Annotated in this window: 12 protein-coding genes; 7 read left to right on the top strand and 5 right to left on the bottom strand. The window is 43.8% G+C overall.

What is annotated here, in order from left to right:
- The first annotated feature begins 283 nt into the window (after positions 1 to 283).
- From ACVA6Q_RS12025 to ACVA6Q_RS11995, 7 genes are all read left to right on the top strand, one after another.
- Positions 284 to 844 (top strand): hypothetical protein, encoded by a 561-nt coding sequence (locus tag ACVA6Q_RS12025; RefSeq protein ID WP_112479782.1) that lies wholly within the window; start codon positions 284 to 286, stop codon positions 842 to 844.
- A 576-nt stretch (positions 845 to 1420) separates the two neighbouring features.
- Positions 1421 to 2398 (top strand): LPP20 family lipoprotein, encoded by a 978-nt coding sequence (locus ACVA6Q_RS12020; protein WP_446647663.1) that lies wholly within the window; start codon positions 1421 to 1423, stop codon positions 2396 to 2398.
- Between the two features lie 27 nt (positions 2399 to 2425).
- Positions 2426 to 3442 carry a hypothetical protein gene (locus tag ACVA6Q_RS12015; protein WP_446647662.1) on the top strand — a complete coding sequence of 339 codons (1017 nt, stop codon included), beginning with the start codon at positions 2426 to 2428 and terminating at the stop codon, positions 3440 to 3442.
- Between the two features lie 4 nt (positions 3443 to 3446).
- Positions 3447 to 4043: a hypothetical protein gene (locus tag ACVA6Q_RS12010; RefSeq protein WP_446647770.1), complete on the top strand. Its 597-nt coding sequence runs from the start codon at positions 3447 to 3449 to the stop codon at positions 4041 to 4043.
- Positions 4044 to 4098: 55 nt separating this feature from the next.
- Complete coding sequence (locus tag ACVA6Q_RS12005; protein ID WP_446647661.1) at positions 4099 to 5700, top strand: transglycosylase SLT domain-containing protein; 1602 nt, start codon at positions 4099 to 4101, stop codon at positions 5698 to 5700.
- A gap of 8 nt (positions 5701 to 5708) precedes the next feature.
- The gene (locus tag ACVA6Q_RS12000) at positions 5709 to 6485 is read left to right on the top strand and encodes an ETEC_3214 domain-containing protein (protein ID WP_446647660.1); all 777 of its coding nucleotides are present in this window, start codon (positions 5709 to 5711) and stop codon (positions 6483 to 6485) included.
- Positions 6486 to 6588: 103 nt separating this feature from the next.
- Positions 6589 to 7767, top strand: coding sequence for a mechanosensitive ion channel family protein (locus ACVA6Q_RS11995; protein WP_446647659.1), 1179 nt, complete (start codon positions 6589 to 6591; stop codon positions 7765 to 7767).
- Positions 7768 to 7889: 122 nt separating this feature from the next.
- On the opposite strand, the gene ACVA6Q_RS11990 is transcribed toward ACVA6Q_RS11995, so the two are convergent.
- From ACVA6Q_RS11990 to ACVA6Q_RS11970, 5 genes are all read right to left on the bottom strand, one after another.
- On the bottom strand, positions 7890 to 9890 hold the full coding sequence (locus ACVA6Q_RS11990; RefSeq protein WP_446647658.1) for a metallophosphoesterase family protein: 2001 nt from the start codon (positions 9888 to 9890) through the stop codon (positions 7890 to 7892).
- Positions 9891 to 10162: 272 nt separating this feature from the next.
- Positions 10163 to 10561: a hypothetical protein gene (locus ACVA6Q_RS11985; protein WP_446647657.1), complete on the bottom strand. Its 399-nt coding sequence runs from the start codon at positions 10559 to 10561 to the stop codon at positions 10163 to 10165.
- Positions 10562 to 10739: 178 nt separating this feature from the next.
- Complete coding sequence (locus tag ACVA6Q_RS11980) at positions 10740 to 11792, bottom strand: ABC transporter permease (RefSeq protein WP_446647656.1); 1053 nt, start codon at positions 11790 to 11792, stop codon at positions 10740 to 10742.
- Between the two features lie 13 nt (positions 11793 to 11805).
- A complete protein-coding gene (locus ACVA6Q_RS11975) occupies positions 11806 to 12831 on the bottom strand; it encodes an ABC transporter permease (protein ID WP_446647655.1) in 1026 nt (341 codons plus the stop codon).
- Positions 12831 to 14339 carry a sugar ABC transporter ATP-binding protein gene (locus ACVA6Q_RS11970; protein ID WP_446647654.1) on the bottom strand — a complete coding sequence of 503 codons (1509 nt, stop codon included), beginning with the start codon at positions 14337 to 14339 and terminating at the stop codon, positions 12831 to 12833. Before ACVA6Q_RS11970 ends, ACVA6Q_RS11975 begins: the two co-directional genes overlap by 1 nt.
- Between the last annotated feature and the right edge of the window lie 96 nt (positions 14340 to 14435).

The raw sequence follows: 14435 nt of genomic DNA, 5'->3' as shown, positions 1-14435 counted from the left end.
GACAAGAGGCTAGTTCAACTCAATCAGTAGCTTGACGAGCTTCCCTTAATAAGCAAAGCGCAAACCGATGGTTTGCGCTTTTTTTTTGAGTGTAGCATCGGGAAAATCAGTTATGTGTAAAAACGCATTTTTGTAAAATTGACAGTGTAAAAATTTTGTTGTGAAATTGTTTGTAAAAAAGCGCTATTCTAAAATCAAGCGGTAACCAAACAGTCATGAAGCGCCAATAAAGCAGTAGACAGCTTGGTTAATGCAGTACTCAAAGTAGCTGAAGGAATAGACTATGAAAATGCAAACATTCGATAATACACAACAACAAAATCCACAAAACTTTATCGCACAAGCCGTGTTTGCCGTTGAAATGGTCGACGCAGGCGAGCCTACGCAAAAGCAGAAAATGGCCAAGCAGCTTCTTGATACGCTGTTTCCGCTAGAAAATGGCTCACACGAAGACGTAGTGAGTTACGAAATCAACTACCGCCACGTGCAAGCCTTCTTCAAAAACGGCCAGCACAGCGGCCTACGCCACAACAAACACTTTGTTGCTTACACTGGCGACGAGTGCAACCCTGACAACATCTTGTTCCGCGACGAAAGTGGTACGCATGTAGAAATGACCATCGCTCGCCGCAAAGGCACAGGTTGCCTTGAACTAGTTGAAATAGATGATATCCAAATCGAAACGTGCACGACATTTGGTGCAGACAAAGAGATGGGATTACGTCACTGGGTTAGCCTTGTAAAAGGCGACGAAAAACGTCATCCATCGGCGAGCAATGAAGATAAAGAGTATGTAGCAAAAGGTGGTGATGATTACTGCTTGACCTTTAGTTATGCTTGTTAGTCGTATGAGTTGACAATTGTTCTGAACCCACCGTTTCGGTGGGTTTTTTGTTTATGTTGTACCGCAAATCCACAGTACCTATCAGTGCAGCTTATCTCGTAGTCATAGATTCCAAGTTAGTCTTTGCGCTTTGAATTGCCGTTTAGTGTAGTGGTATATTCGATGTGAGTCCTATCTACTCAGCGCATCAAACACTCAATGTAGAGTAGTCATGTTTTGTAGTACGCCATCTCAATTATTGTTCTTAAATAAAGTATATCAATCATGCAGTGTAAATTAGTAATACTAAAAATAGCGTCAATTTCATCTAATTAACTTTCCGGTATATAGAATGACGATCTGTTAATTTTAATGTCATGGAAATGTTAAATTTATTGATTTAGATATTTGCTTTCTACAGATGGGAATTAGATTTCGTAATAAAGGATTGATTGATTAAACATCGCCCGCATGAAGTTTCATAAAATAAAAATATGTGACAAACATCACAAATAAAGTTCAATTTATAAACTTGTAATTTATTTATATAACTACGAATTGTAATATTTTTATATATTCAACAATGCACTGAAGATAATGATACGTCAGACCTCACTAAAATTGGCTTCAATAATCTCTGTTTTTCTAATAGGGTGTCAGTCAACCAATACCCAGCCGCCGGAATGGTACCACTCTGCACAAACAACCAATGATTCCTATATTTATGCAGTAGGACAGGGTAGAAGTTTAGAGATGGCAAAGCAATCAGCTCTCAGTCAAATAAGTGCCCAGCTTTGGACAGAGATAGATTCAACGTTTTCCTCAAGAGACGTATATAGAACAAATGGCGTAGATGAAACTGAATTTGGCCTTGTTGATAGTAAGATTAATAGCAAGACTGCATCAGTGACATTTGCTGACATAGAATATATCCAAACTGAAAAGAATGACATCGCGTACTTTGTACAAGCAAAAGTTAGTCGAGAAAAGATTGCTCAACAGCTTAATAGTGACATCGTATTAGCGGATAAAAATGCACAACAAGTCTTAGACAAATTAACCCATCAGGATAGTTTGCTTTGGTGGCTTCAAAACAAAGACAAAAGAGACGTACAGAATACTATAAATGTACGAAAAGCTATGCTTGTTGCGTTGGGGGTAAAAACAACCTCAAATGCTAACAGTGTAAATAAAATGGTCAAAAAGATTGATGAAATTCAGTCTGACATTGTTGTTCAATTCGCATTCAAAGGTAGTGCGAAGCAAAGTGCTCAACTACTAGCGGACAAGTTGTCACAACAAACGATTAAAACATCTCTCAAGCGAACTCCTAGCGCCACGCATACATTAAGCCTGAAAACTGAATTACGTCAGAACAAAGTCGGAGAGGCGTTCATTTCGACTCAGTTTACACGACTAGAGTTGACACCGAAGCGTGGAGCTACATTGGGAAGCAATGAAATAATTTCAACTGGCAGTTCTTATTCTAGTTACAAAATATCTAGGGAAGGAGCTGAACGAAACTTTATCGACCTAGTTGATGAACAAGGCGTTTGGAACGCACTTGGTTTGTAAATAATAATAATTGAATGGAGTGACAAAATGTTTAAAAAAACGGCAGTGGCTTTGAGTACGTTGATGGTACTCTCTGGTTGTCAAATGACGGGGAGTGGTGTTTCAGCTATATGTACACCAGATATGGCAGTGCCACTGGCAACAGCGCAAGTTGAGTCAAAATCAAGTGATGACCGAAAGGTTATTGTGCTTCCTGTTGATATTTCTTTTGAAGATTCTGCGGATAAAAAACTAAAAGCGGTGATGCGTAATGAGCTTGAAAGCCAAATAAGTAAAACCGGTAGTAAGCTGGTTGATAGAAAAATCGCAAATAAGCTTAAAGACGAGATTAAGCTAGCAGAGCAAAGCGGTCGATATAACACCAAGGGTGTTCCTATTGCGGATTATGCCATCATTACAGAAATTATAGGCAGTGAATTATCAAAGTCACACGAGGAAGCACATACTGCAACGAATATTCTAACTGGTGATGAATATTTAGTCCCCGCGAGCTGTAGTTACAACGTTGATGTTACGGCTGTTGTTAAAGTTGTAACGCTACCAGAAATGAGTCTAGTAAAACGTATCGAATTGGATGGCGATCACTCGTTGAAAACCGATACAAGAGATTCGCGTTGTCCAATTTCGGCTGCCAGTTATGCTGGTTTAGCTAGCAAAGCTGCGACTGAGTCCGTTGATTACAATACAGAGCTACAGCATTTGCTCGCTCCAACAGCTCCTGTTATCGAAGTCCGTCAATGTAAAACTGGCACAATGGCTAAAGTGGGTATAGGGTCGGAAAAGAATATCCAACCGAATGATAAAATCGAGTTTGCAACTCTGATCAAGAACGCAGAAGGTGAAATTGAAACATTTCCGATTGGAGAAGGAACCGTTGTTGATGTTCCTAGAAATGGTATTCGATCCAAGTACTCATGGGTAGGTATAAGTGAAGAAATGTCTTTAAAGCTTCATAAAGGTGATGCTGCAACAGTCGTTCCTAAGGAATGTAGCATGTGGTCACTTACCGAATTTGAATGTGGTCTTAAGAAGGCGATGAAGTAAGATGTTGAAGAAAAGCATTATAGTTAGTGCTGCAGTATTGTCGTTAGCAGCTTGTCAAAGTACTCAGTCGACCGTTGAACAAGCTCAGCAGTTTGCGCAATGTACTTTCCCTGATTCGCCAACACATGAAGCGCCTTCCTGGGTTTGTGATGTCATGCCACAAGATCTTGGTGCTGGCGCTATGGGTTATGCCAAAAAAAGTCGTGCCGGTATTGGAGTCATGCGTGAGCGTGCAGTCAATGCTGCGCGTGTTCAGCTGGCGTCTCAATTCCAGACCGACGTGAGCAACATGTTCAGAGAAGCGATTGAAGGCTCAGTTTTATCGAGCAACGAGGCAGAAGTTGAGTCTGTAACTGAAACGTTTGAGTCGGTAACACAGAATGTTGTTACGCAGAATCTTACCAATAGCAAGTTGATCGTTAGTCAGGTTAGTCCGGCTGGTGGCCTATACGTGTTGGTTGGAATGGACAAAGACACGTTTAAGTCGAACGTGAACCAAGTGGTTGACCAAGCGAGCGAAGCTAAGTTGTGGAATCAGTTCAACAACGAAAAAGCGGAGCAGGAGCTTTCCAATGCGCTTAACTCTTTAAAAAGCATGTAATTAGCAATACACAGGGATCTTCGGATCCCTGTTTTTAACAGTCAGGATTAGATCAATGCGAAAAATAGTCTATTCAGCTCTCGCACTATCCATTGCCACCGCGTTCTCTCCCGTTATTAGTGCAAACTCCCAATCATTTGATGAACTAAACAAAGTTGTCGCCAAAAAGAATCGTCCTCAGGAAGAGGTATATGGTGAGTTTAGGGACTACGTTAATCAACAATTTGATGAGTATGAAGCGTGGCGTGAAAACTATACAGCCAACTTAGATCAGCAGCGAGGCGAATTAATTTCTCGTTGGGGCAGTGCGGAGCTCTCGGATGAAACCAAAGATGTTGAATATAGCGATGACGAATCGATAAGAAAGGTCGTCGATTATGACAATAACACCGCTGAAATTTCTGTTTTGGTTGATGAGAATATGACAGAGGAGCAAGCGAAGAGCCTTGTCATTGCAAATGCTCAGCTTCCAGATGGGTCTAGCCTAGCTATCAACCAAGCTGATGTGACACAACAAAAAGTTGCGTACTCCCACGAACAGCAAGCCAAAGAAAAAGCGTTCATAGTTAAACAAACTCAGCAACAGATGAATGAGTATGACATTCAAGCCGATCGCCTGATCGCGGCGAACACTGGCGTACCAGACTCATTTATTTATGAAAGATCGCACATTAAAAAGACAGGCCTAATTAAAGAAGCTCAGCAGCGGATAGCGGCTCTAAATGCACAGTATGAGCAACAACGTAAGATACTTGGAATCCCTGAACTTACTGATGAAAAGGTGGTTGAGAATAAAACGGCTGAGCTAGCGCCAAGCCCCGAGCCTGCCAAAGAAGTTATTAAACCAGAAACAGATACTTCCGTCGTAGCAGTTGATAAAAAAGCAGAAGATGTCGAAGAGACAAGACCAGCTCAAGAAGTAAAACACGTGGAGGTTGTCAACGTTAAAACGGTTGAGAAGTTAAAGCCAACCAAAAGCGAGCCTGTTAAAGAGACGGCGAAGAGTGAGGAAGTAAGTAAAACGGAATCTGCAAAAGTGGCTGAAGTTGTTGAAAACGAGCCAAAGCAGAAAGTAATCACATACAAAATCAAACTCCCAAACAACAGTCTTGCGAAACGCGCGGCTAAATATCAACCATTGGCGCTTGAACAGAGTAAACGATGGGAGCTCGATCCAGCGCTTGTTATGGCGATAATGCATAGCGAGTCTTCATTCCGTCCAAGAGCAAAATCTCATGTTCCTGCTTTTGGACTTATGCAGGTTGTGCCTACTAGTGCTGGTCATGATGTCAATCGGATGGTCCGAAATATCGATGCGCCAATGAAAGAAGCTGAGTTATACCAGCCAGGCTTTAATGTTGAAACGGGTACGGCATATTTGCATATATTGGACACGCGTTACCTTAGCCGGATAACCAACGATGAGAGTCGTTTGTATTGCGCTATTGCAGCCTATAACACTGGTGCTGGTAATGTTGCTAGGGCTTTCAATTCCGATAACTCTACGAATATCAGAAAAGCAGCCAAAATCATCAATCAGATGACGCCAAAACAAGTGTATGAGCGTTTGATTGAGCGCTTGCCATATGATGAAACCAAAAACTACCTAAAGAAAGTGTCGTCACGGATGTCACTTTATGAAGCAGAACCAATTTAGAGCAAAGTATGATGTCAGACATTCAAACAATAACATCACCGGAGAGTGAAGAGAATGAAGTAAAAAGGCACTCAATCAAGGATCAATGGACAAAGCTTGTTGCCGTTGCTTCATTGGTTGCCATTGCCCTGGGAAGTTTCAATGACAGCGTCGATGCGCTTGAAAAAATATACCAGTTTTCTTTGTCTCAGTTCACGGACATTCCTTCTCAAAGTAAGCTTGAAAAGGTGTATGTTAGAGCCTCTTCTAATGTCCTTGATGAGGTCATGGGAGCGCCTGTTTACATCAAACGCAGCTCATCAGGTGCAATTATCAAGTATTACCAGGACAGCCGGTTTATTCTGTCAGCGATTACTCAGGACGAGTCTATTGCAGCGTTTCTGGTTTTTCCCGTCGATAACTTCCAACCCGATACGACAAAATCATCAGGTGGCAGCAAGCTGTTAAATCGTTCATTCAGTGCTCAGGAAGATGTATCTGATTTGAGAGCAAACCTGTCACGTATTGCTACTTATTATGTTGAAGAAAATGCGGGTGGGGAGTTTGGGAACTTATATGCGTCGGTTTCTGGTTTTTCTCAATTTGAAGAGGACTTGGGAGCCAATACTCGTAATGATTTGGACAGATTAGTCGATGGCATGATGCTCGGAGAGGATGTATCCGTGGTTGCGCAAAAACTCAGGCAGGATCTGGTACCTAACTTTTTCGGCTATAGCACGCTTGCGCTCTATGAATTAGAAGAGGCCATTCTGTCAATGTCTGAGTACCAGTTAATTCGACCTTAGCCACTGATACCTATGCTTTTAGTGCTGATTTTTCCTAGAAGCTTGTGTTAACGTTTTGTTTTTCAAAGGGCGACAACGTCGCCTTTTTTTAGTTGTAGTTATAATGGATTATTTAGAAACGCTGAAATCTCTCTACCTTTCCCTAACAGAGGTAGAAAAACACTTTTTTCAAATCGCTGCTACCACAGTGTCATTCTGTCTTATCCCTTGGCTTGTTCGCACAGTCCTATCACAGTTTTTAGATCTAAAGCTCAACCGAGAAAAAAAGCAGTATGAAGCGCGCTTTGTGCATCGCGTACAGTACTTAGTGGGTTTTGTCTTCAGCCTATTTTGGTTTCAATACTTTTCGGCGCAGGGTTGGTATAACAAACTTGCGGAGATGGGGCTAATCGTATTCTCTGTTTTAGTGGTTCATTCAGTGCTCGACCTCTTTGAGGCTCGATTTAGCAAGAACGAGTCACTGGATGGGATCCCTATCAAGCCGTTTATCGAGCTTATCAAGATTGTTACCTCTGTAATGATGATTGTTATGATCTTGGCAATCTTACTGGATATTCCGCCTATGGCGCTCGTAAGTGGTATTGGTGCAATGTCGGCAGTTCTGATACTCATTTTCAAGGACAGCATCCTTGGTATCGTGACGGCTATTAAGATAAATGTGCACCGACTGGTTCGCAAAGGAGATTGGATAGAGGTAGAAAAATATGACGCAGATGGGGTAATAAAAGACATCACGCTCAACGTTATTACGGTCGAGAACTGGGATAAAACTACCTCCATCATACCTACTTACGAGATACTGAACGTTGGTCTTAAGAACTGGCGAAGTATGACTAACCAAGGTCGAAGAATTAAACGGAGTCTAGCGTTAGATGCAAACAGCATTAAGTTTCTAGACATGAATCAGGTTAGTCGATTGGCGAGCGTGCCACTGCTTAGAAACCAAATAGCGGAGCTATGTGAAACTCATCAGCTCAATCAACTAGGCGACAATATCAATAAACGATGTTTGACCAATGCGGGGCTGTTTCGTCTATATATTGAAGCTTACTTGCGCTCCAGAGAAGATATCACTCAAAAGCATACGCTTATGGTTCGTCAGTTGGACTCATCTGCCAAAGGCGTTCCCCTAGAGATTTACTGTTTCACAAAAAATACGGATTGGACTCACTTTGAAACTGTTCAGGCAGAAATCTTCGAACATCTCTATTCGGTATTGAACCTGTTTGAGCTTCGGGTTTTCCAAGATGTAAGTCAGCTGGAAGTAGCTCAGGTTGCTTGAAGCATCACCTAGGATACTCACCCTAACTGAAGGTGATTGGAAGTACTGTCACCAGCAAGGGTAACAGTGACTATTAGCCTCCAAAGACTCATCTTTGGAGGCTCTTTTAGTAAATAAAACGCCTATTTCTGAATCAAAGCAACCTCAACATCCTTATCCGCAACCATCCACCAACGGTTTTCATAATTAGAGTCGTAACCTACAAGCGGATAATCTTCACACGCAGCGTCGCGATCTGGGCTAACGCCATGAGCGAAATCTTCATCCCATGGAAGATCTAAAACACAATTTTGCGGGGCAACGGCAACCCAAGAGCCGTCAAAGAAATGACCGAGTGCTACCGTTTCAGCATTGATGGAACTATCTGCAGTAAATTGAATACCGTATTGATCACCAATAATGGTTTCGACATCCCAAGCTTGAGTCGCTGTAGAAGGAAGCATAGTGTGAGGCGGTTTTGCGGTGCCGTCTGGTTGAGAGCCTTCATGGCCGTATTCCGTTGTGATGTCTTTTTCAGCACCATGTGCATTCTGATAGGTTCCGCCATGCACCTGCATGCCACTTACGATAAGAATGTCAGATACGGTTTCATTTGATCTTGGCTCCCAGCTTAAAGTGACATGTTTTTTCATGTCGATGGTTGTTGCTGGGACAATCACGTTACCTTTGCGAGCGCCAGTGTCATCGAAGTCATTTTCACCGTTGATGATACGGTTGTTACCATTTAAGTTTACATCCCAACCTTGATGCTGCGTAAATAAGAATTGGTAAGTAAGGCGAGTCAGGTCATTCATGGACTCAGCTCGCTTCAAACCTTCGTGGAAGCTTAGTGTGCGCTGGGTCGTGTCGACTCGATTGAATGTATTATTTGTTCCGCCGACAAGCTGCGCTGCTGAGCCATCATCCCCGACACACTCTGCGGTTTTGTATTGCGTGATGTGGTTCAGGATAGGGCGCTGTCCTTCAGGTATTGAGTTTGGATAGATCAAAGATTCGCAGCGGTTAAGTGTGCGACTAAAGGTGTCGATCATAGTCCACTCCGGATTTTCTAGCTCTTTTAGACCGTCGTCATTGTGCTTGATCGTATGAGGCGCGGACCAAGAGTGATAATCAACTCGTTGGTCGTTGAAGGTTAGGATTGGCGCATTAGCATCGTAGTGTGTCGAGCCTTCTAACATGGTATCCATCTTATGCTGAATCACATCTTGAATTAGCTCTCGCTCGCCGTAGCGATATTCATAACCTTTGTAGGACGCATTACCGCTGACTATCTGAGTATATGAAGGCATGCGATAGTTTCCACCGCTTGGTGTTGATGCTAAAGTTTCAGTCGATGCACGTCCGCCAGGGTCGTTAGAGCCGAGGACACGAGCGTGGATCTGAGAGCGCTGATACATGTGCTCATGACCTTGAACCCAGATAACATCATGCTCGGCAAAGGTTTCTCGAATCTCTTTGTGAATATCGAATAAGCGGTTGTCGTCTTTCTTACCTTCGACGATTTGCTCACGAGTTTCCCCATACTTTGCGCCAATAAGACCATCGTGGCTGGCAATCACGACATGGTCAAAATTGCCTTCTTCATTGGCAAGTACTTCTTGAATCCAGCCAAATGCGATAGGCAGGTTATAGTAGGCGAGGCCAATTATCAGGACGTTCTCGCGTACAACATAGTAGTTGAGCCATTCTGCTGTTGGCATATGAATTGCGTCCTCAGGAATAAAATGACGCATATTTTCAATCCACTCAACCGTGTATGCCCAGCTTGTCTCGTGGTTACCCATGACAGGTAAAAACTCAATACCGGCATCTCGATATTTCTCTGCCACTCCGACCCATTGGCGCCATTCGTGCGTGGAGCCATTGTCCGTTAAGTCTCCCACTGGAATAACAATGTTGACCCCTTGTTCTTTTTGTTTGGCAAGCACGGCTTCCATAGGATGAATAGCGACGTTCCAGCCACCGCCTTGCGTATCTGGAAGTAGACCAACTTTTAGCTGCGCAGAGGGTGTTGATTCTGGTGGAGTGACGATAGTTTCATCATCGCTAGAAGAGTTACAACCTGAAAGAATGGAGGCTATTCCGAGTGCAATCGCCGAAGTTTTAAATATACTGCTTTTCATTGAAATTTTCCAAGGGTAATAATTGTGGCTTTGAAATTTATGAACAGGCAGAGTAGGTGGGGAATATTAAGGATTTATTTACTTTGTATTTATACTTAAAGACAGTATGTGTATATTTGTTTCGCAGGGTTGTAAAGGATGATGTTGATTCCAAAGGGTATGTTGCCTGCAATTTATTTCTCTAGATTGAGATATGTTATTTAAGTGAGTGTAATATTATAGACAATAAAAAGCCTCGCATTATAGCGAGGCATAAATGAGTATAATTGACACTATATCTCTGGTGGCGATGAGTTAAACTGGCGTCTGGCTTCGAAACCATTCATAAACTCGCACCGGTGCGTATAGGCTGATAAGAGCATTGAAGGCAGTATCTCAGGCTGGTAGCGCTTAGTTGCTCTTGTTATAAAGTGCATGTATTGCTTTTTGTTCATCTCTAAGATTCGCTCTTCCACATCCTTCGGGACTTGATACTCCATCGCGAGAGTGGTGAAGTTCGAGCGATGGATTGTTTGGCGATCTACTTCAAGGTAGGTGGCAGCAGCTATACAAGTGGCTTCTTCGGTTAGGTCATACATCATTTTTTCTGGAGAAATGTAAATAGCATCTTTTTGAGCAAATGCTCCCATTGAGAAAAATGATAGCAGAATTGAGATAAGGATTTTTTTCATTATTGGAACTTGTAAGGAGAACATAGGTGGAAATTACGACTAAAATGTTTAGCTTTTATTTCATGTAATGAAAGTTTACAGTTTTCTATTATGGGCTTTAAACAGCCAGCAATATTAAAACTATGCATGGCTGTTTAAATTGGTGCCTGTCGCTGGCTTAATTTGCACTTAAATCTACTTATCCTTCACTACGCTTTCGACTAATCAAGTGATTCGATGCCGCTGCTGCCAATAGCGCACCCCCAATCACCAAAGTTTGGTAATAAGCAGGTACGAGAGTGAGCATTCCGACAGTGAGTGTCATGATAATCAGTGCACCAACAAATGAACGCAGTACTTTACCTTCACCGCCGCTGAACGCCGTACCACCAATTAACACCACAAGAATAGCGGTTAACTCCATACCGTCACCCGATAGCGGGTCACCGAGCGACATAAAGCTTGAACGCGCAATACCCGCAAGCGCTGCTGTAGCGCCGACAATAGCGTAAAGCGTGAAGACGACCAACCCAGTCTTAATTCCCGATAACTTAGCAGCGGTAGGATTACCACCCGTAGCGGCGGCGTACTTACCCAATAAAGAACGGTTTTGCAGGATGATGAGTAGAGCCGTAACGCCCACTGCTACCCAAAACGCCATTGGTAAACCAAGTAAAACAGCATCGCGACCATAGTCGTTAAACCACGCTGGCATTTTTAGATCGCCCATGGATTTGATGGCTGACACGCCGTCCTCAACCAAAAGCAGTGCGATACCTTTATACAAGCTTAGGGTAATCAAGGTAGCGATAACGGGGGTGATATTAAACTTCACCACCAACAAGCCGTTGAATGCTCCCAGCAATATACCGCAAAACACGGTAATGGAGAAAGCCGCCCACATTGGAACACCATTGATGGCGAGAAGGGCATAAATGACGGCAGTGAGTCCCATTGTGCTACCAACGGACAGGTCGATGTAGCCAGAGACCATCAGTAAGGTAAACGCGCCCGCCAATACGAGAATGGGAGCGGAAACACGTAAAATGTTGATGACGTTTTTCTTATAAAGAAAGTTTCCGCGCTCAAACAATGCATACTGATCTAAGTTAACGCTACTTAGAAAAATAACAATCGCTGCCAATACAAAGTAGATGTAGTAGTTACGGAAAAACTCGGCCACTTGTCCGCCCAATGCGGGAGCTGGCGACGGGGCAGATGATGAATTAAGTGATTTAGTTGAATCGGACATAACGTTCCCCTCCTTATTTGTTTCTAAGGGACAGTGCCCAAGTTTGAGCAGTGATCGCTAAGAAAACGGCGACCGCTTTGAGTATGAATTGCCAATCCGGTGATAGGGTTAGCCCAGTCGCAGCCGAGGTCACCACCGCTAAGATAATGGCGCCAAAGAACATGCCAATGACAGAGCCAAAGCCGCCAGCAATGGCAATACCGCCAAGTAGCGCGATAACCAATGCGTCAAACTCCATCAGTAAACCACGATTAGAAAAGCCTGACTTAAACTCTGAGGAGAGCAGGATGCCAACAATGCCGGCTACTAGCGCACTAAATAGATACAAGTAAGTAATGTGTTTGGAATTATCGATACCTGACAGCTTTGCGGCTTCAGGGTTGGCGCCAATCCAATAGGTGATGCGGCCAAACACGGTTTTACGCTCAATAAAAATGGCGACAAAAAATAGAATGAGCATAAACAGTACTGGGAATTGCATTGAGGTGCCAAACACCTTCAAATTGCCGAGCAAGCCAAACTCCTCGGGCAAATTGGTGTTACGTTGCGAACCTTGAGTAATCACCTGGGCGATACCTCTCGCCACCATCATAGTCCCAAGCGTGACAATGATTGATGGGATGCGAAACTTCACGACAAACAGAGCGTTCAAACCACCGATAGCCAGTGCGCCCATTAATGCGCCGACCACCGCAAGCCAATAAGGCCACCCTAAGCCCGTCGATAGGGCTGAACCGCCACCAATAGCTTGAGCAAACCAAACCGATAGCACGCCTGAAAGCGCAACAATACCGCCAACGGAGAGGTCAAAGTTGCCTGAAATCAACAAGAAAGAGACGCCAACACCAAGAGAAATCACTGCCCAGTTATTGGTGATTAGGTTAAGCATGTTTTGAACTTGGAAAAAGTTCGGGACAAACGCTGACGCAACTAGAAACAGCCCGATAGCAACAAATGCCACTAACAAGGTGATGTACATTTGGTCGCTCACCCGTCGATACTCCACTGGCGAGTGATTAGGCTTTACTGACGTGTTCATTATACTGCCTCCTCAAGGCCACCCGTAGCGGCATTCAATATGTAGTTAGTGTCGACGTTCTCTCCATTCTTGATTTCAGATACCAGTGAGCCGTCATAAAGTAAGAAGATTCGATCACAAACGCCCAAGATCTCTTCGAGTTCTGTAGAAAACACCGCGACTGAGTTGCCTTCGTTGGCGAGACTTTTTACTAAGTCATAGATCTCTTTTTTCGCGCCCACATCGACACCGCGAGTGGGTTCATCGAGCAGCAGAAGCTTCGCCTGTGAGAACAGACATTTAGCGATCACCACTTTTTGCTGATTACCACCAGAGAGTTTCTCTGTGTGCTTTTCTATTGAGCTGGTGGCAATAGAGAGCTTATCGACGTAATCGATCGCTGCATTCAGCTCATCATTTTCTCTGAATACCCCAAAGTCAGACATTCTTGGTAGATTCATGACTGGGATGTTTTCTCGAATGGTTAAATTGGTAAATAGGCCTTGAGTACGACGCTCTTCAGGCACGAGGGCAATACCCGCAGCAATGGCTTCACGTGGCGAATTACCCACATCTTTGCCATTGAGGCGAATCGTTCCAGAGACTTTGTCGGCACCGAATATCGCTCGTGCGATCTCGGTTTTTCCAGCACCAACCAATCCATAAAATCCAACGATCTCGCCTTTTTTGATATCAAACGAGACATCTTTGAGGCGATGGTTGTTAAGGCGCTGCGCGGCGAGGAACACTTCATCAGTAATGGCGTCTCGCGGGGAATAATCGTGCATGATGCTGCGACCTATCATCATATCGATGAGCTCTGCGCGGCCATCGACCTCAGACATGGGTTTAGTGGCGATGTGTTTGCCATCGCGCATGACAGTGACGCGATCCCCCAAGGTCAAAATCTCATCCAGTTTGTGAGAGATATAGATAACCGTCACGCTCTGTTCTTGTAGCCTACGAATAACGGTAAAGAGTCTTTCGACCTCTCTTTCCGACAAGGCTGCCGTTGGTTCGTCCATAATAATGACATTAGCGCCAGATGAGGCGGCACGGGCAATTTCAATAATCTGTTTTTGGGCGACACCGAGGGTCGAGACGCGAGCATATGGGTCGATAGAAGGCTCAATGGTTGCTAATGTTTCGATCACGCGCTCTTCTAACCCGGACTTAATCAAAAAACCAAATCGGCTCTGTTCCATACCTAGCGTTAAGTTTTCAAGTACAGTCAATTCATCAACGACGTGTAGCTCTTGGAATAAAGTGGCGATTCCCGAGTCACGCGCTGACTGAGTGCCAGTCGGTCGGTAATCCTTACCGTTCACCTTCATTGCACCTTGAGTAGGCTGAATAGCGCCGGTGATCATTTTTACCAATGTGGATTTTCCTGCGCCGTTCTCGCCAATCAAACAGTGAACGGTACTTCGTTCAATCGCAAAGCTCACATCGTTAACTGCCCTAACACCGGGGTAGTCTTTAATCAGCCCTTCAATTGATAATACAGGTGTTGAATTGTGACTATTCAAGATGATCTCTCCTTCAGTGGTTGCACCTTCGATACTGCTAGGCCACAGATGACATGACAGATGAAGCGAGTTTTTCCTTAACACTGAGATTTTGAA

This window comes from Vibrio sp. DNB22_10_4, assembly GCF_052879755.1.
The sequence above is the reverse complement of the archived record's forward strand: the minus strand, read 5'-3'. Positions and strand labels throughout refer to the sequence as shown.